Genomic DNA, 18,509 nt, shown 5'->3' with positions numbered 1-18,509 from the left:
GTCCGGGAGGGTACGGCGCACGATTGCCCGGACGGGCCGCGCCGAATGTCGCGAGAGCTGGCACAGTGGTAGGGGAACGCAGTCGTTCCTTCAAGCGTTGTTCAAGGGGACGAGAGGAGGAGAGCGCATGACCTACGACCGGCTCGTGTGCGCGAACTGCGCCGCGCCCGTCAGTCAGGGCCGTTGCCCGGTGTGCCGGGCGAACCGGGAGCGCCTCCAGCAGGAGGGCCCCTTCGCAGGCCTGAACCCCATGGCGCTCATCGTGCTGCTCGTGGTCCTGGTGGCCGCTCTGGCCCTGGTGGCGCAGCAGACGGCCTAGCCTCCCGCGTCCCGATCAAGACGTTCCATGCGGAGGAAAGACGCAGGGCCCGGACACCTGAGGTGTCCGGGCCCTGCGTCGTCTCGTCTACGCGGTCTGCTCCTGCTGCTTGCGCCAGCGGATGCCGGCCTCCAGGAAGCCGTCGATCTCGCCGTCGAGGACCGCCTGCGGGTTGCCGACCTCGAACTCCGTCCGCAGGTCCTTGACCATCTGGTACGGGTGCAGGACGTAGGAGCGCATCTGGTTGCCCCAGGAGCTGCCGCCGTCCTTGAGGGCGTCCATCTTGGCCTGCTCCTCCTGGCGGCGCCGCTCCAGCAGCTTGGCCTGGAGGACGTTCATGGCGCTGGCCTTGTTCTGGATCTGCGAGCGCTCGTTCTGGCAGGAGACGACGATGCCGGTCGGCAGGTGCGTGATGCGCACCGCGGAGTCGGTCGTGTTGACGCCCTGGCCGCCGGGGCCGGAGGCGCGGTACACGTCGACGCGCAGCTCGGTCTCGTCGATCTCGACGTGGTCGCTGGTCTCGACGACCGGCAGCACCTCGACGCCCGCGAAGGAGGTCTGGCGGCGACCCTGGTTGTCGAAGGGCGAGATGCGCACGAGGCGGTGGGTGCCCTGCTCGACCGAGAGGGTGCCGTACGCGTACGGGGCCTTGACGACGAAGGTGGTCGACTTGATGCCGGCCTCCTCCGCGTACGAGGTCTCGTAGATCTCGGTGGCGTAGCCGTGCCGCTCGGCCCAGCGCAGGTACATGCGCTGGAGGCGCTCGGCGAAGTCGGAGGCGTCGACGCCGCCGGCCTCGGCGCGGATGTTGACCAGCGCCTCGCGCTCGGCGTACTCGCCGGAGAGCAGGGTGCGGACCTCCATCTCGTCCAGCGCCTTGCGGACGGAGACCAGCTCGGCCTCGGCCTCGGCGAGCGTGTCCGCGTCGTCCATCTCCTGGGCGAGGTCGAACAGCACCGCGAGGTCGTCGATGCGGCCGCGCAGGGTCTCGGTCTTACGGACCTCGGCCTGGAGGTGCGAAAGCTTGCTCGTGATCTTCTGGGCGGCCTCCGGGTCGTCCCACAGGGACGGCGCGGCGGCCTGCTCCTCGAGCACGGCGATTTCTGCCCTCAGCTTGTCGAGGTCCAGGACGGCCTCGATCGACCCCATGGTCGAGGAGAGGGACTTCAGCTCTTCGGAAACATCGACGACTGCCACGGGTCCAGCGTAGCCGGTCCGCGGGCGGCCCCGTCCGGCCAGGCCGGATCACCCGTTCTGACGAGCGGGCGAACGGGCGTACGCTCACGGTATGACTCTCCTCCTCGTCAAGCGCCGCCATGTGGACCACATGCGTGTCACGACGACGAGCTGTCTGCCGCCGGACCTTCCCCAAGCCTGATCCACCCCGATCCGACTTGGTCCTGTACGCGGCCCCAGCGGCTCCGGCGCCATCCCTGCCGGCAGCCCTCCCCCTCCGCTGCCCCGACACCTCTGGGGAACAGGACCCCGTGACATCCGAAACGGAGCCGTCATGCCGTCCGCGCACACCCTCCCTGTCATCGACCTCTCCCAGGCCGACGACCCGACCCAGCGGGCCGATTTCCTGAAGAAGCTGCACGCGGCAGCCCGGGACACCGGTTTCCTCCACCTCACCGGGCACGGCATCACCGATGCGGAGACCGCCCGCATCCTGGAGCTGACCAGGGCTTTCTTCGCTCTGCCGGAGGCCGACCGGCTCTCCGTGAGCAATCTGAACTCGCCGCACTTCCGCGGCTACACCCGCATCGGCCACGAGCTGACCGGCGGGGCCTCCGACTGGCGCGACCAGCTGGACGTCGGCGCCGAGCGCCCGGCGCCGGTGGTGGGGCCGGGCGAACCCCCGTACCTGTGGCTGGAGGGCCCGAACCAGTGGCCGCAGGCCCTGCCGGAGCTGCGCCCGGTGGTCCTGGAGTGGCAGTCGCGGCTGGCCGCGGTGGCCCACCGCCTGCTGCAGGAGCTGCTGGCCTCGATCGGCGCCCCCTCCGACTTCTTCGACGCGGCGTTCGCGGACCGGCCGCACCTGCACACGAAGCTGATCCGCTACCCGGGCTCCGCGCCGTCCGGGGCCGACCAGGGGGTCGGGGCCCACAAGGACTACGGGTTCCTCACGCTGCTGCTCCAGGACTCGGTGGGCGGCCTCCAGGTGCGCCAGGGCGACGCGTTCCTGGACATCCCGCCGATGCCGGGGGCGTTCGTGGTCAACCTCGGCGAGCTGCTGGAGATCGCGACGGAGGGCTACCTGGTGGCCACGGACCACCGGGTGGTCAGCCCGCCGGGCGCGGTGGAGCGGTACTCGGTGCCGTTCTTCTACAACCCGCGGCTGGACGCGGTGGTCGAGACGGTTCCCGGCGCGTACCTGCGCTCGGCGCCCGGGGTGGCGCACGACGCGTCGAACCCGCTGCACGCCGAGTACGGGCGCAACGAGCTGAAGGGCTGGGTCCGGGCCCACCCGGAGGTGGCCCGCCGCTGGCACCCGGAGCTGGTCGCCTCCGGCGCGTAGCCGCCGCCGGGGCCGCAGCCCCGCCCCGCGTCCGCCCGGGCCCTCGGCCCGGGCGCAGGCGTCCGCCCGGGCCCGCCCCGCGCGCCTGCGCCTACGGCTTCGCCGGGGCCGAGTGCCTGCCGTTCTGCGGCGGCTGCGGCTCGTCGCCCGAGGAGGCGAGCCAGCCGCCCAGGCCCACGGCGGCGGCCAGGACCACGGCCGCCGCCGTCAGCGCCAGCCGGCGCCTGCGGACGGTGTCGGCGCGGTGGCGGGCCGAGCCGGGCCGGTGGCCGCCCGCGGGGCGCGGTACCCGGGCCGTGCCCAGCGCGCCCCCGGCCAGCTCCTCCGGTCCCGGTACCCGCATCGAGGTGTGGGTGTCCCGGTTGGAGTCCGTCGCGGAGCCGGGCACCAGCGGGACGACGCCCCGGCGGCGGACCGGGTCGGCGTCCAGGGGCTCCGCCGAGACGGGTTCCGGCTCCGGCTCGTCCGGCTCGTCCACGTCCAGCGGCGGCATCCCGGCCAGCATCGGGAGCAGGTCCCGCAGCCGGGCCGACAGCTCGGAGGCCCGCAGCCGGGACGCCGGCGCCTTCGCCAGGCACTGGACGATCAGCTGCCACAGCTCGTCCGGGATGCCGGGCAGCGGGACCACCGTCTCCGTCACGTGCCGCCGCAGCACCGCGCCCGGGTGGCCCCCGCCGAACGGGGTGAACCCGGCCAGCAGCTCGTACAGCACGGTGGCCAGGGCGTATATGTCGACGGCGGCCCGCGGCGGCAGGCCCTCCACGATCTCCGGTGCGAGGTAGTCCGGCGTGCCGATGATCCGGGTCGTGGGTGCCGTGGCCCGCCCCGCGGAGGCCCGCCGCGGCGAGTCGATCAGCTTGGCCACGCCGAAGTCGGTCAGCAGCGCCGGGTGCGAGCCGCCCGGGCCCAGCGGCCCCTGCATGTCCAGCAGCACGTTCTCGGGTTTGACGTCGCGGTGCACGACCCCGGCCGCGTGCGCGGCGGCCAGGGCGTCCGCGACGTCGGCGACGATCGCCACGGCCGCCTCGGGGGCGAGCCGGCGCTCCCGGTCGAGGCGCGTGCGCAGGTCCGTACCGCGTACGAGGTCCATGACCAGGGCCAGGTCGTTGCCGTCGACGACGAGGTCGCGGACGGACACGATGTGGGGGTGGTCCAGGCCGAGCAGCGCGCTGCGCTCCTGGACGAACCGTCCGACCAGCTCCTGGTCGGACGCGAGGTCCTCGCGCAGCAGTTTGACGGCGACGGGCCCTTCCGGCCCCTCGCCCAGCCACACCGTGCCCGCGCTGCCGCGCCCCAGGATCTGGTGCGCGGTGTACCGGCTGCCGATCTTCCGTGCCACGACTGCTCCCTCAGCGGCTGGCGTACGCACCAAAGCTACGCGGCCGGGTGGGGGTTGGCGGCACCGGAACGCGGCGACCTTCACTTCTGGGGGCGAAATCACGTCCCAGAAGTCGACAAATCCACGAAGTCGGCGTTATGGGGGCCCGGTTCAGGGCGTGCCGCCGCCGGTACCGCTGCCGGTGCCGGCGCCCGCGGAGTCCCCGAGCGCGGTGACCCAGTCGACGATGTCGGAGCCCCAGGTCCACAGCTGGTCGAACCAGCCCTTGCCGGTGCCGACCCACTCCTGGAGCGGGGTGAGCTCCCAGACCAGCCAGCCCGCCACCACGAACAGCAGGATCATGACCAGGCAGCCCTTGAGGCAGCCCAGGCCCGGGATCTTGATCGGGTTGGCGCTGCGCGGACGCGGCTCGCGCGGCTCCCGGCGCTGCGGCGGCGGGGCCTGCGGGGGCTGCTGCTGCGGGGGCGCCTGGCGCTGCGGGGCCTGCCGCTGGGGCGGCTGCTGGTACGGGGGCTGCTGCGGCTGCTGGTATTGCTGGGGCGGCGGCTGCTGCTGGTAGTACGGCTGCTGCTGGGGCGGCTGCTGGTAGGGCGGCTGCTGCTGGTACTGCTGCGGCGGCGGGCCCTGCCGGTACTGCGGGGGCTGCTGGGGGCGCTGCTGCGGCGGCGGGGGTGCCTGCCGTTGCGGACGCCGGCGCAGGGGGTCCTCGTTCGGGTCGAGGTAGTGCATCTGCGTCTGCTCGTTGCGGTCCCGTGCGGCCTGCATCTGCGACTGCCACGGGTGCGGCTGGCCCGGCTGCTGCACCGGGGGCATGACCGAGGTCGGGTCCGCGCCGGGGCCGCCGGGGCCGCCCGTGCTGGGCAGCACCGAGGTGGCGTCGGCCGCGCCGACCGGCGGGAGCACGCTGGTCATGCCGTTCGGGTCGTACGCGCCCATCGGCACGGCGGCACGGCCGGGCAGCACCTGGGTGGGGTCGGCGGCGCCGCCGTCCGGTGCCTGGGGGACGGGCGCCGGCGAGGGGTCGGGCGCGAGGAGGGCGCCGACGCCGAGGGCGGCCTCCACCTCGGAGGGCGCACTGTGCACGCCGATGCCGGAGGCGACCACGCGCAGGGCCCGGGCCAGGTTCTCGGCGCTGGGGCGCTCGTTCGGCTCCTTGCGCAGGCAGCGCTCGATGACGATCCAGAGCGGCTCGGGCACGTTCGGGGGGCGCTGCGGGTCCTCGCTGAGGTGGCGGTGCAGCACTTCGAGGGCGGTTCCGCCGGCGAACGGCGGGCGTCCGGTGACCAGTTCGTAGAGCAGGATGCCGGCGCCGTAGATGTCGACGGCGGAGGTCTGCGGGCGGCCCTCGGCGGACTCGGGGGCGACGTAGGCGGGGGTGCCGACGAACTCGTGCGTGCGGGTCAGCCCCGGGGAGTCGGCGAGGCGGGCGATGCCGAAGTCGGTGAGCATCGGCTTCATCTGGCCGCCGCGCTCGTCGAGCAGGACGTTGGCCGGCTTCAGGTCCCGGTGGACCACGCCGTCGGCGTGGCTGGCGGCGAGCGCGTCCGCGATCTGCGCGGTCAGCAGGCTCGCGGCCACGGGGGTGAAGGGGCCGTTCTGCCGGATGTACTTGTGCAGGTCCGGGCCGTCGATCAGGTCCATGACGAGGGCGAGGAGGTCGCCCTCGACGACGAGGTCGCGGGTGCGCACGATGTTGGGGTGCGTCAGGCGCAGCAGGACCGAGCGCTCCCGCAGGAAGCGCATGACGATGTCGGCGTCCTGGGCCAGCTCCTCCTTGAGGACCTTGATGGCCACGGTCTCGCCGGGCTGTCCTGCGACGGCGGCCTCCGCGCCGGCCGTCTCCCGCTGGCTGGCACGCCAGACGGTGCCCGTGGCGCCGCGTCCGAGCGGCTCTACGAGCAGGTACTTGCTGCCGACTGGCCGCACGTCTCGCGCTCCCTGCTGTCGTCCTGCTGTGGTTCTTCGCTGTGGTCTTCGCCGTGGTGCTTTTTCCGGCCCACTCTAGGGGGTGTCCCCGTGGAAGACGCGGGGTGCGGGAGGTTGGTTGCCGCACATATGTACGAAGAGTGATGTTTGAGGGGTATGCCGGGGGCGTTTTCCCGGGACTTTCGGCCGCCTCGTATGCCCGGACGTGTACGCGACATGCACAGAGGCGTGATCATCCAAGATCATTTATTGCCGGGCGCCGGGCGTGTTGTCCGTGACAGGTGCGAGGATGCACCCGTACGGAACGGCCGGGACGGGAGCCCTGCCTTCCGGCAGACCTGACCGGACGACGCGCCGTGCCGGGTGGGGGGTTGAGCGGGCGGGCACGCCCCGTCACACCCCTGCCGGGCGCACGCACCGCGCACCGCGCAGAAGGGACCGCTGACGGCGATGCAGATCCGGCTGACCGTCCTTGGGTCGCGCAGCGGCCACCAGACCGCGCCCGCCGGCTGTGACGTGCTCGTCACCGCGCCCGTGGGCACCGCGCTCGCCGCCGTGGCCTCCGGCCTGGCGGCCACCGTCGGCGGCCCCGACACTCCCCCGGCCAGCGCCGGGGGTGGCCCCCGCGGCACGGTCGTGCTGTACGCCGGTACGGAGCGGCTCGACCTCCAGCGGCGGGTGCTCGGGGAGCCGCCGCTCGTGGACGGGGCGGTGCTGGGACTGCACGCGCCGGTGCCGGACGTCCTGCCGGACGGGACGGACGGCGCGCAGCTGCACGTGGTGGCCGGCCCGGACGCGGGCGGGGTGCACCTGCTGCATCCCGGCGCGATCCGGATCGGACGCTCGGCCGACGCCGACGTCCCGCTGGACGACCCGGACGTGTCGCGGCTGCACTGCGCGGTGACGGTGATGCCGGACGGGCGGGTGGCGGTGGCCGACCTCGACTCGACGAACGGCACGACGGTGGACGGCGCCGTGGTGGGCCCGCAGCCGGTCGCGCTGACGCCGGGCGCGCTGCTCCGCATCGGCGAGTCGACCCTCCGCCTGACCCTGGACGCGGCGCCCGCCCTCCCGCTCGTGCCGGACCTGGAGGGCCACCTCGCCCTGACCCCGCCCGAGGCCCCGGCCGGCCCGGGCCTGCCCATCGGCACGCCCGGCGCGGGCCACGCGGCCGGACCGGGCCCGCAGCCGGACGCGGCCGGCGGTACCGAAGCGGGGCACACCGGCCCCGACCGGTCCGGGCCGGGAACGGACACGGACACGGACACGGCAAGGGGAACGGGCGCGGACCGCGGGGCCGGGGCGGGCTCGGAGCCCGGCGCCGCCCGCGGAGCCGGACCGGAGCACGCCCGCGCCGGAGCGGACCCGGGATCCGGCGCGGAGCGCCCGGAAGCGGCGTACAACGCCCCCGGCGGCGGCCGGAGCGGCGGGACCGGACCCGCCGCGGGGCGCAGCGGCGCGGCCGGGCCGGACCACGGCGCCCACGCGGCGGGCCGTGCCTCCGGACCGGGGACGGACGCCGGTGCGGACCGCCGGGCCGGCACGGGCGGTGGCCCCGGGGCGGGGGCCGACCGGGCTCGTCCGGGCGGGGCGGAGGCCGGCGCGGAATCGCGGGGCGGGCGCAGGCGGGGGTTCGGGGCCTGGGCGCGCAAGTGGGTGCGCGGGGAGGAGGCCGTCGAGGCGGAGGGCGTGGCCGGGCCGGCCGCGGCCGCCGTGCCCGACGCCGATGACCCCGCCGCGCTGCTGCTGGCCGCGCTGGGGCCGACCCGGCGGCTGTGGTCCCGTCCCCGGGGCCGGCTCGACGTCGGCCTCGGGGCCGGGAGCCGGATCGCGTTCCAGGACGTCGGCGCGCTCGGCATCGCCGGGCCGCGCGGACGGCTGACCGGCGTCGCCCGGTCCGTCGTCGCCCAGCTCGCCGCCCTGCACGGACCCGGCGAGCTGGAGATCGTGCTCATGGCCACGGACCGCGCCCGCGCCGTCGCCGACCGGCGGGCCGACTGGGGCTGGCTCGGCTGGCTGCCGCACGTGCGGCCCGCGCACGGCCAGGACTGCCGCCTGCTCCTCGCGTACGACCGCGACCAGGCCGGCGCCCGCACCGCCGAGCTGACCCGCCGCCTCGACGAGGGTCCGCTCGGCACCAACTGGGCCGCCGCCGACCCCCGCAGCGTCCACGAGGCCGCGTACGCCCACCAGGGCCCGTACACGCTCCTCGTCGTGGACGGGGACCCCGGCGCGGGAGGGCTGCGCGACCTCACCGGCCGGCTCGCCTCGCACGGGCCGGCCGCCGGGATCCACGTGCTCGTGCTCGCCGAGACGCCGCCCGCCACGCCCGCCTCCCCCGTCACCGACACGTACGAGGCCGCCTGCGCGAGCAGTCCCGCCTTCCGGGACTGCGGGGCCGTCGCCCTGCTCAGCGGTGATGTGGCCACGACCGTACGGACGTTCACGGTGACCGGCGGCAGGCCGACCCCGCCCGGGACCACCGCCACCGCCGACGCCGTCTCCGCGGCCTGGGCCGAGCGGTTCGCCCGTGCGCTGGCCCCGCTGCGCGCCGAGCCCTCACCCGCCGGGCCGCGGCGGGCCGTGGCGGCCGCACTCCCGACCACGGCCCGTCTCCTCGACGAGCTGGGGCTGGCCCGGGCCACCCCGGCTTCGCTGATGGCCCGTTGGGCCGCCGCCACCGACCAGGGGCAGGACGTCGGCGGGCGGGCCGAGCTCGTCCTCGGCAGCGGGCGGAGCGGGGCGGTCGGTGCCGAGCTGGTCCAGGACGGGCCGCACCTCCTGGTCGAGGGGCCCGCCGGGAGCGGCCGTACGGAGCTGCTGCGGTCGGTGGCGGCCTCGCTGGCCGCGGCCGCCCGGCCCGACCGGCTGGGCCTGGTCCTGCTGGACGGGGCCGGCGGCGAGCGCGGTGACGGGCTCCAGCCCTGCACCGAGCTCCCGCACGTCGCGGCGCACCTCGTCGCCTCCGACCCGGTCCGCATGCGGGAGTTCGCCCAGGCCCTCGGCGCCGAGCTGAAACGCCGCGTCGAGCTCCTGGACGGGGTCCCGTTCGCCGAGTGGCATGCTCGCCGCGCACTGTCCGACCGGCTGGTCTCACCCCGTCGGCCCAGTCCCGGCGAACTGCTCGGCGATCTCGACCCGCAGCGCTCGGGCACGCTGCGGCTGCGTTCCGCCGCGCCGCGCACCGAACCGGCCGGGCCGGGGCCGCTGCCCCGCCTGGTGGTGCTGGTGGACGACTTCGACGCCCTGGTCGCGCCGGGGCTGGGCAGCACGGGCCGCCCCGCGGCCGGTTCCGTCGTCCGGGCGCTGGACGCGGTGGCCCGTGACGGCGCGCGGCTCGGCGTGCACCTGGTGGCCGCGAGCGCCCGTCCGGACCGTACGGCCGACAGCGAGCTGGGCCGTACGAACCCGCTGCGGATCGAGCTGGACTCCCCCGACCAGCCGGGCCCGGGCCGCGGCCGGCTGCGGTACGCCGACGGGCGGACGGTCCCGTTCCAGGGCGGCCGGGTGACCGGCCGGATCCCGCGGACGGCGACGCAGCGGCCGACCGTGGTGCCGCTGGAGTGGGAGCGGATGGGCGATCCTCCGGCCCGCCGTCCCGTGCGCGAGCTGGGCAACGGCCCCACCGACCTGGCGCTGCTGGCGAGCGCCCTGGACCGGGCCTCGCACCTGGTCTCCGCGATACCCGTGCTGTTCCCGCCCGCCCCCTGAGCGGACGCTGCCCGGCCCGCCCCGACACGCTGCGGCGCGCGCGAGGCGGTATTGCGGGGGTGCGCGGCGCGGCGTAGACCTTGTGGGACGAGTCACACCACGGGCATCGGGGGCAGAGCCATGCGCAGGCAGGGAACGAGCCGTACGACGGACCGTAGTCACGGGAAGGACCGCAGAAGGAGCCGCGGCGCCGCCTGGGCGGCCCTGGCGGCCGCGGGCGCGCTGGCGCTGAGCGGGTGCGGGGGCGGCGGTGACAAGAAGGACGGCCCGCCGCAGGGCGACGGGGCGACGGCCGGGCAGCGGGTGGAATTACCGAAGCTGACCGGTGAGAAGCTGGAGGTCGCGGCGGTCTGGACGGGTCCGGAGCAGGCGAACTTCGAGAAGGTCCTGAAGGAGTTCGAGAAGCGGACGGGTGCGACGGTCACGTTCGTCCCGGCGCAGGACCCGATCGTCACCTTCCTCGGTACGAAGATCGCGGGCGGTCAGCCGCCGGACGTGGCGCTGCTGCCGCAGGTCGGGGCGCTGGTCTCGGCGGTGCAGAACAAGTGGGTGCAGCCGGTCGGCCCGGAGGCGCGGGCGCAGCTCGACAAGAACTACTCGGACGGCTGGAAGAAGCTGGGCGCTGTCGACGGCACCCAGTACGGGGTGTACTACAAGGCCGCCAACAAGTCGCTGGTCTGGTACAACGCGAAGGCCTTCGAGGCGGCGGGCGTGCAGCCCCCGAAGACCTGGAAGGAGCTGCTGACCGCGGCCGACACCCTCTCGGCGTCCGGTACGCCGGCCGTGTCGGTGGCCGGTGCGGACGGCTGGACCCTGACGGACTGGTTCGAGAACGTGTACCTCTCGCAGGCGGGCCCGCAGAAGTACGACCAGTTGTCCAAGCACCAGATCAAGTGGACGGACGACAGCGTCAAGCAGGCGCTGACCACGCTCGGGGAGCTGTTCGGGCGCAAGGACTTCCTGGCGGGCGGCCCGAGCGGGGCGCTGGCCACCGAGTTCCCGAAGTCGGTGACGCAGACCTTCACCGGGGGCGACCGGCCGGCGGCCGCGATGGTCTACGAGGGTGACTTCGTGGCGGTGAACATCGGGCAGACCGAGGCGAAGGTGGGCGAGGACGCGCTCGTGTTCCCGTTCCCGGCGGTCGGCGCCAAGGCGCCGGTGGTCTCGGGCGGCGACGTGGCGGTCGCGCTGAAGCCGTCGAAGGGCGCACAGGCGCTGCTGACGTTCCTGGCCTCCCCGGACGCGGCGGAGATCCAGGCCCGTGGGGGCGGATTCGTCTCCCCGAACAAGTCGGTGGACCTGAAGGCCTATCCGAACGACATCCAGCGGGGCATCGCCAAGGCGCTGATCGCGGCGGGCGACGACTTCCGCTTCGACATGTCGGACCAGGCCCCGGCGGCGTTCGGCGGGACGCCGGGGGCCGGCGAGTGGAAGGCGCTCCAGGACTTCCTGGCGAACCCGTCGGACGTGGCGGGCACCCAGGCCAGGCTGGAGGCGGACGCGGCCAAGGCATGGGGGGCCCTCCCAGCGGCAACTGGGGGAGGGAACTGATCCCGTGGCCCCGGCCCCTTCGGCAGCGCGGTCCGCGGAGGCCCGGCGCCGCCGCCTCGTCGCGGCGGCGTTCCTCCTGCCCGCCCTGGTGCTGCTCGGTGCGCTCGTCGTCCATCCGATCGGCTACTCGGTCTACCGCAGCTTCTTCGACCGCTCCGGCGACACCTTCGTGGGCGGCGGCAACTACGGCGAGATCCTGCACGACGACACGATCCGCACGGCCCTGAAGAACACGGCGCTGTGGGTGGTGCTGGCGCCGACCACGGCCACCGCCCTCGGCCTGGTCTTCGCGGTGCTCACCGAACGGGTGCGCTGGGGCACGGCGTTCAAACTGCTGGTGTTCATGCCGATGGCGATCTCGATGCTGGCGGCGGGCATCATCTTCCGGCTCGTGTACGACCACGACCCCGACAGGGGCGTCGCGAACGCGGTCTGGGTCGGGGTGCACGACACCTTCGCGCAGTCCTCGGCGTTCCCCAAGGCGCGGCCGGGCCGTGACTCCCCGCTGGTCCCCGCCGCGGGGGCCGACGCGGGCGGCTTCACGACCCGCGATCCCGTACGGGCGGGCGTGCCGGTGCTGCTCCCGCTGGTCGGCGTGGCCCCCGGGGCCCTGCCCGAGGGGACCCGTACGGCCAGGGCCGCGCCCGCCGAGCCCGGCAAGGTCACGGGGACGGCCTGGCAGGACTTCACCCGGGGCGGCGGCGGCCGGACGAACACGGTCGACGCGACCGAGCCGGGCCTGGCGGGCATCCGGGTCGAGGCGGTCAAGGACGGCAGGGTCGTCGACTCGGCGACGGCCCGCGCCGACGGCACGTTCACCCTGTCGGCGAAGGCGGACGGGGCGCTGCTGCGGCTGCCCGCGTCGAACTTCCGCGAGGCGTACGCGGGCGTCGAGTGGCTCGGCCCGGCGCTGGTGACCCCGGCGGTGATCGGGGCGTACGTGTGGATGTGGGCCGGGTTCGCGATGGTGCTGATCGGGGCCGGGCTGGCCGCCGTACCGCGGGAGCTGCTGGAGGCCGCGCGGGTGGACGGGGCGAACGAGTGGCAGGTGTTCCGCCGGGTCACGGTGCCGCTGCTGGCGCCTGTGCTGGCGGTGGTCCTCGTGACCCTGGTCATCAACGTGATGAAGATCTTCGACCTGGTGTTCGTGATCGCGCCGGGCTCGGTGCAGGACGACGCGAACGTCCTGGCCCTCCAGCTCTACCGCACCTCGTTCGGCACCGACGCCGATCCGGGGCTGGGCAGCGCGATCGCGGTGCTGCTGCTGGCGCTGGTGGTGCCCGTCATGCTCTACAACATCCGCAGGCTGCGGAAGGAGGGGCTGCGATGAACCGGCTCGCGGCGGGTGCGGCGGCCGGGGCCGTCCGCGTGTTCCTGGTCCTGGCCGCGCTGTTCTGGCTGGTGCCCACCCTCGGACTGCTGATCTCCTCCTTCCTGTCCCCCAACGACCTGAACAAGGGCGGCTGGTGGCAGGCGCTGACGGCGCCGGCGCGGCTGACCACCGACAACTACGCGCATCTGCTGGCCGACGACACCATCACGAGTGCGCTGCTCAGCACGGTGGCCATCACGCTCCCGGCGACGCTGCTCGTGGTCGCGCTGGGATCGCTGGCCGGATACGCCTTCGCCTGGCTGGAGTTCCCGGGCCGGGACTGGCTGTTCCTGGTCGTGGTGGGGCTGCTGGTCGTCCCCGTACAGGTGGCGCTGATCCCGGTCTCCGAACTGTTCGGCGCCGTCGGGCTGTTCGAGACCACCGCCGGGGTGGTCCTGTTCCACACCGCGTTCGGGCTGCCGTTCGCCATCTTCCTGCTGCGCAACTTCTTCGCGCAGATCCCGCGCGAGCTGCTGGAGGCGGCCCGCCTGGACGGCGCGGGCGAACTGCGGCTGTTCGCCCGGGTGGTGCTGCCGCTGGGCGGGCCCGCGATCGCCTCGCTGGCCATCTTCCAGTTCCTGTGGGTGTGGAACGACATGCTGGTCGCGCTGGTGTTCGCGGACTCGGCGCACCCGCCGATCACGGTCGCGCTCCAGCAGCAGGTACGGCAGTTCGGCAACAACATCGACGTGCTGGCGCCCGGCGCGTTCCTGTCGATGGTGGTGCCGCTCGTGGTGTTCTTCGCCTTCCAGCGGCAGTTCGTCTCGGGGGTGATGGCGGGAGCGGTCAAGTAGGACGGGCCCGTCGACGTGCGGTGTTGACGCAGCGCAACCCGAATGCCGCACGCCGCGTAACCCGATCGCCACGCCGGGGTTGCCGGGGGGAGCAACATGCCCGCGCCGACCCCTGGATGTGCCGTGCCCCGGTTCAGCGTCATCGTGCCCGCGTACGAGGTCCAGGCGTACCTCCAGGAGAGTCTGGATTCGGTCCTGTCCCAGTCGTACCCGGATCTGGAACTGATCGCGGTCGACGACGCCTCCCCGGACTCCTGCGGTTCGATCATCGACGAGTACGCGGCGCGGGACCCCCGGGTGACCGCCGTGCACCTGGCGCACCACCTGGGGCTGGGGCCGGCCCGCAACGCGGGCCTGGCCCGGGCCACCGGCGACTACCTGGTCTTCCTCGACGGCGACGACACGCTCGCCCCGGGCGCCCTCCGGGCCATCGCCGACCGGCTCAAGGACACCGGCTCCCCGGACGTCCTCGTCTACGACTACGCGCGCACCTTCTGGACCGGGGAGCTGGTGCGCAACCGGCTTTCGCACCGGCTGTCCGAGGAGGGCCCGGCCAGCTTCCGGCTCGCGGACCGCCCCGCCCTGCTCGGCATGCTGATGGTGGTGTGGAACAAGGCGTACCGCCGCGAGTACGCGAAGCGCGAGGGCCTCGCGTTCCCGCCCGGCTTCTACGAGGACACCCCCTGGACCTATCCGGCGCTGCTGGCCGCCGAGTCCGTCGCGGTCCTGGACCGGGTCTGCGTGCACTACCGCCAGCGGCGCACCGGTTCGATCCTGACCACCACCAGCCGCCGCCACCTGGACATCTTCGACCAGTACGACCGGGTCTTCGGATACCTCGGCTCCCGCCCCGGGCTGGAGCGCTGGCGCCCCACCGTGCACCGGCGGATGGCCGAGCACTTCTGCGCCCTGTACGCCGACCCGCGCCGCCTCCCGCGCGGCTGCCGGGCCGAGTTCTTCCGCCGGGCGTCCGCACTGCTGCGCCGCCACCGGGCCGCCGGCCCTCCCCCGCTGTCGCTGTCGCGCACCGACCGGATCCGGCACACCCTGATGCGGCTCGGGGCGCGCCGCACGTACCGCACGCTGTCCGTGCTCCGCTCGGCCGCACTCGCGGCGCGGCGCGCCGGGGCCTCGCTGGGACGGGGCCTGCGCGAGAGCGCACTGCGCCTGCACTACCGCCTCCAGCGGCTGCTGCCGCTGCGCCCGGAGCTCGCGGTCTTCTCCGCGTACTGGCACGGCGGCTACGCCTGCAACCCGGCGGCCGTCGAGGCCAAGCTGCGCGAGCTCGCGCCCCGGATGCGGACGGCGTGGATCTGCGACCCGCGGCACGCGGCGACGCTCCCGCCGCAGACGGCCGCGCTCCGCCCGGGCTCCGCGGCGTACTGGACGGCGCTCGCCAGGGCCACGTACCTGACCACGAACGTCAACTTCGACCGCGCGCTGGTCAAGCGGCCGGGCCAGGTGCTGCTCCAGACCCAGCACGGCACCCCGCTCAAGCGGGTCGGGCTGGACCTCCAGGACCGGCCGGCGGCGACCCCGACGGGCGATTTCGCGGGTCTGCTGCGCGGCGCGGACCAGTGGGACTACCTGCTGTCGGCGAACCGGCACTCCACCCTGGTGTGGGAGAGGGCGATCCCGTCCTCGTACACCACCCTCGAATACGGCTATCCGCGCAACGACGCCTTCCACCGGGCCACCCGGGACGACGTCGTCGCGCTGCGCGAACGCCTCGGCATCCCGGCGGGCTCGACGGCGGTCCTGTACGCGCCGACCCACCGCGACTACCGGCGCAGCCGGCCCGAGCACCTGGACTTCGAGCGGGTGCTGCGGGACCTGGGCCCGCGCTTCACGATCCTGGCGCGCTCCCACCTGACGTACGCGGACGCGCCCGCCGCGCCGGTGCGCCACCCGCGCCTGGTCGACGTCTCCGGCCACCCGTCGGTGGAGGAGCTCTGCCTGGCGTCGGACGCGCTGGTGACGGACTACTCGTCGCTGATGTTCGACTACGCCGCGCTGGACCGGCCGATGGTGATCTTTGCGGACGACTGGGAGGCGTACGAGGCGGCCCGCGGCACGTACTTCGACCTGCGGTCGTGTCCGCCGGGGGCGATCGCCCGGACCGAGGACGAGCTGGTGGACATCTTCGCCACCGGCCACTGGCAGGGCTCGCGCTCGGCGCAGCTGCGGGCGGCGTTCCGGGCGCGGTTCTGCTCGTACGACGACGGCCACGCGGCCGAGCGGGTCGTGCGGCACGTCTTCCTGGGGCAGCCGGGCGCGGTCCCGCCGGTCGTCCCGCTGGCGGACCGCCGTCCGGCCCCGGCGGCCGCCTCCGGGGTCCGGCAGCCGGCGCAGGCGTCCGTGACCGCGGCGGGCCTCTGGCCGTAGGCCGTCAGGAGCCGGGGGACGTCGCCTTCAGGCCAGCGACCACCGAGCGGGCCAGGTCGTCCAGGTACCGTCCCGGAACGGCGTCGCGCGCCACCACCTGGCGCCAGTAGAGGGGGCCGATCGCCAGGTCCAGGGCCCGGCCCGGATCGGTCCCCTGCGCCAGTTCGCCGCGTGCCACGGCCTCCGACACGATCCCCTCGGCCATCCGCCGCTCCCCGTCCAGCAGGGCCCCGCGCACGGCGTCCGCGATCTCCGGGTTGCGGGCCGCCTCGACCAGCAGGTCCGGGATGACCGCCGAGGCGACCGGGTGCCGCAGCACGTGGGACAGCACTTCGAGCAGCGCCCGTACGTCCCCGTACAGCGAGCCCGTCGCCGGCACGGGCAGGCCGTCCACCGCGAAGGCGCCCACCAGGTCCAGCACCAGGTGCAGCTTCGACTTCCAGCGCCGGTAGACGGCCGTCTTCCCGACGCCCGCGCGGCGCGCGATCCCCTCGATGGACATCCGCGAGAACCCGACCGCGGCCAGTTCCTCGACCACCGCGGCCCGGATCGCCTCGGTCACGTCCTCGCGCAGGACGGCGGCCCCGGCGGGGGCGCGGCGGCCGGAGGCGGGTGCGGGTGCGGGGGCGTCGGCCGGGTCCGTGGTCATGCACCGAGCATAACCGCGCACGCCGCCACCACTTCGTCACGACGATACGGTTGCGTTCCGTCGTGGCACGTCCTAGTCTCGCCGTAGCGACGATACGGCCCCGTCCCGACGACGCGCCGACGCCTCCACCCCGTCGAAAGCGACCCCCGTGACCACCACTGCGCCAGCCGCGCCCCCCTCGTCCGCCGCGCTCGAAGCGCTGGCGGCCGCCCACGGCCTGACCGTCAGCGGCGCCCGCCCCTCGCTCCCGAGCTACGTGCGCCAGCTCTGGGGCCGCCGCCACTTCGTGACCGCGTACGCCACCGCCCGGATGCACGCCACGTACAGCACGGCCAAGCTCGGCCAGGTCTGGCACCTGGTGACGCCGCTGCTGAACGCGGCCGTCTACTACTTCATCTTCGGCGTCGTCATGAACGCCAGCCACGACGTGCCCGACTACATCCCGTTCCTGATCACCGGCGTGTTCGTCTGGGACTTCATCGGCAGCTCCATCAACGCCTCCACCCGCGCCGTCCACGGCAACCTCGGCCTGGTCCGCGCCCTGCACTTCCCCCGTGCCAGCCTGCCGCTGTCGACCGTCGTCCAGCTCTTCCAGCAGCTGCTGGTCACCATGGGCGCGCTCGTCCTGCTGCTGTTCGCCTGCGGCCAGACGCCGACCCTGAAGTGGCTGCTGGCCGCCCCCGCGCTGGCCCTGATGGCCGTCTTCTGCGCCGGCGTCGCCATGGTCATGGCCCGCCTCGGCAGCAAGAGCCCGGACATCAGCCAGCTGATGCCGTTCATCCTGCGCACCTGGATGTACTCCTCCGGCGTCATGTGGTCCATCGACCAGATGCTCAAGAAGGACCATCTCGCGCACTGGGTCACGGTCGTGCTCAAGACCAACCCGGCGGCCGTCTACATCGACCTGATGCGCTACGCGCTGATCGACAGCTTCGACCCGCACGCGCTCCCGCACCACGTGTGGGCGATCGCCGTCGGCTGGGCCCTGCTCGCGGGCGTCGGCGGATTCATCTACTTCTGGAAGGCTGAGGAGGAGTACGGCCGTGGCTGACACCACAACCGCACACGCCGCCGGATCGGCATCGGCGCCCGCGTCCGCACCGGCGGGCGCACCGGCCCCGCCGGCCCCCGACACCCGCGTCCCCACTGTCATCGCCGACGGGGTCCACGTCGTCTACAAGGTGCACGGCTCGGGCGCCCGCAAGGGCGGCGCCACCGCCGCCCTCAGCCGGATCTTCTCCCGGGGCCCCGTCCCCGGCATGCGCGAGGTGCACGCCGTCAAGGGCGTCACCTTCGTCGCCCACAAGGGCGAGGCGATCGGCCTGATCGGCTCCAACGGCTCCGGCAAGTCCACCCTGCTGGCCGCGATCGCCGGCCTCCAGCCCGTGGCCCGCGGCAGGATCTACTCCCACGGCCAGCCCTCGCTCCTGGGCGTGAACGCGGCCCTGATGAACGACCTCACCGGGGAGCGCAACGTCGTCCTGGGCGGCCTCGCGATGGGCATGTCCAGGCAGCAGATCCGCGAGCGCTACCAGGGCATCGTCGACTTCTCCGGCATCAACGAGAAGGGCGACTTCATCTCCCTGCCCATGCGGACGTACTCCTCCGGCATGGGGGCCCGGCTGCGCTTCTCCATCGCCGCCGCCAAGGACCACGACGTGCTCATGATCGACGAGGCCCTCGCCACCGGCGACGCCGCCTTCCAGCGCCGCAGCCAGGCCCGCATCGAGGAACTGCGCGAGCAGGCCGGCACCGTCTTCCTCGTCAGCCACAGCATCGGCACGGTCCGCGAGACCTGCGACCGGGCGATCTGGCTGGAGGCCGGCGTCCTGCGCATGGACGGCCCCTCCGCCGAGGTCTGCGACGCGTACGAGAGGTTCACCTCGGGCCGCTGACGAGGGGCGCGCACACGGGGAAACGGGCGGGCCCGGGACCATCAGGTCCC

At 74.2% G+C, this 18,509-nt stretch carries 13 protein-coding genes; 9 read left to right on the top strand and 4 right to left on the bottom strand.

Translation table 11 applies throughout. From position 1 onward, the window contains the following. Positions 1-127 precede the first annotated feature (127 nt). The gene (locus ACIPK4_RS34995; RefSeq protein ID WP_054225180.1) at positions 128-319 is read left to right on the top strand and encodes a hypothetical protein; all 192 of its coding nucleotides are present in this window, start codon (positions 128-130) and stop codon (positions 317-319) included. A gap of 87 nt (positions 320-406) precedes the next feature. On the opposite strand, the gene prfB is transcribed toward ACIPK4_RS34995, so the two are convergent. Then, a complete protein-coding gene (prfB, locus tag ACIPK4_RS34990; protein ID WP_054225181.1) occupies positions 407-1,516 on the bottom strand; it encodes a peptide chain release factor 2 in 1,110 nt (369 codons plus the stop codon). Between the two features lie 313 nt (positions 1,517-1,829). Between prfB and ACIPK4_RS34985 the strand changes: the two genes are divergently transcribed. Next, complete coding sequence (locus tag ACIPK4_RS34985) at positions 1,830-2,837, top strand: isopenicillin N synthase family dioxygenase (protein WP_402320579.1); 1,008 nt, start codon at positions 1,830-1,832, stop codon at positions 2,835-2,837. Between the two features lie 91 nt (positions 2,838-2,928). Here ACIPK4_RS34985 and ACIPK4_RS34980 read toward each other — a convergent pair whose 3' ends face one another. Continuing rightward, positions 2,929-4,176 carry a serine/threonine-protein kinase gene (locus ACIPK4_RS34980; protein ID WP_402320576.1) on the bottom strand — a complete coding sequence of 416 codons (1,248 nt, stop codon included), beginning with the start codon at positions 4,174-4,176 and terminating at the stop codon, positions 2,929-2,931. Positions 4,177-4,326: 150 nt separating this feature from the next. Then, entirely contained in the window at positions 4,327-6,102 is a 1,776-nt protein-coding gene (locus tag ACIPK4_RS34975; protein WP_402320573.1) for a serine/threonine-protein kinase, read from the bottom strand. Positions 6,103-6,552: 450 nt separating this feature from the next. On the opposite strand from ACIPK4_RS34975, the gene ACIPK4_RS34970 reads away from it, so the two are divergent. The 5 genes from ACIPK4_RS34970 to ACIPK4_RS34950 all read left to right on the top strand — a co-directional run bounded on the left by ACIPK4_RS34970 (position 6,553) and on the right by ACIPK4_RS34950 (position 15,915). Beyond that, positions 6,553-9,813, top strand: a complete 3,261-nt coding sequence (locus tag ACIPK4_RS34970; RefSeq protein ID WP_402320570.1) for an FHA domain-containing protein — start codon at positions 6,553-6,555, stop codon at positions 9,811-9,813. A gap of 120 nt (positions 9,814-9,933) precedes the next feature. Next, a complete protein-coding gene (locus ACIPK4_RS34965) occupies positions 9,934-11,364 on the top strand; it encodes an ABC transporter substrate-binding protein (protein WP_402320567.1) in 1,431 nt (476 codons plus the stop codon). A 4-nt stretch (positions 11,365-11,368) separates the two neighbouring features. After that, on the top strand, positions 11,369-12,694 hold the full coding sequence (locus ACIPK4_RS34960) for a carbohydrate ABC transporter permease (protein ID WP_402320565.1): 1,326 nt from the start codon (positions 11,369-11,371) through the stop codon (positions 12,692-12,694). Then, entirely contained in the window at positions 12,691-13,530 is an 840-nt protein-coding gene (locus ACIPK4_RS34955) for a carbohydrate ABC transporter permease (RefSeq protein ID WP_376202785.1), read from the top strand. Before ACIPK4_RS34960 ends, ACIPK4_RS34955 begins: the two co-directional genes overlap by 4 nt. A 123-nt stretch (positions 13,531-13,653) precedes the next feature. Next, on the top strand, positions 13,654-15,915 hold the full coding sequence (locus ACIPK4_RS34950; protein ID WP_402320561.1) for a CDP-glycerol glycerophosphotransferase family protein: 2,262 nt from the start codon (positions 13,654-13,656) through the stop codon (positions 15,913-15,915). 4 nt (positions 15,916-15,919) lie between these two features. Here the strand turns inward: ACIPK4_RS34950 and ACIPK4_RS34945 are convergent, their stop codons facing one another. Beyond that, on the bottom strand, positions 15,920-16,564 hold the full coding sequence (locus ACIPK4_RS34945) for a TetR/AcrR family transcriptional regulator (protein WP_402320558.1): 645 nt from the start codon (positions 16,562-16,564) through the stop codon (positions 15,920-15,922). A 148-nt stretch (positions 16,565-16,712) separates the two neighbouring features. Between ACIPK4_RS34945 and ACIPK4_RS34940 the strand changes: the two genes are divergently transcribed. Continuing rightward, positions 16,713-17,615 (top strand): ABC transporter permease, encoded by a 903-nt coding sequence (locus tag ACIPK4_RS34940; RefSeq protein ID WP_054225189.1) that lies wholly within the window; start codon positions 16,713-16,715, stop codon positions 17,613-17,615. After that, positions 17,608-18,459: an ABC transporter ATP-binding protein gene (locus ACIPK4_RS34935; protein ID WP_402320555.1), complete on the top strand. Its 852-nt coding sequence runs from the start codon at positions 17,608-17,610 to the stop codon at positions 18,457-18,459. The genes ACIPK4_RS34940 and ACIPK4_RS34935 overlap by 8 nt, the downstream gene beginning before the upstream one ends. Positions 18,460-18,509 lie beyond the last annotated feature (50 nt).

The sequence above is a fragment of the Streptomyces sp. NPDC086989 genome, from assembly GCF_044745505.1.
Taxonomy (GTDB): Bacteria; Actinomycetota; Actinomycetes; order Streptomycetales; family Streptomycetaceae; genus Streptomyces.
This window is presented reverse-complemented; position numbering and strand designations above follow the sequence as displayed.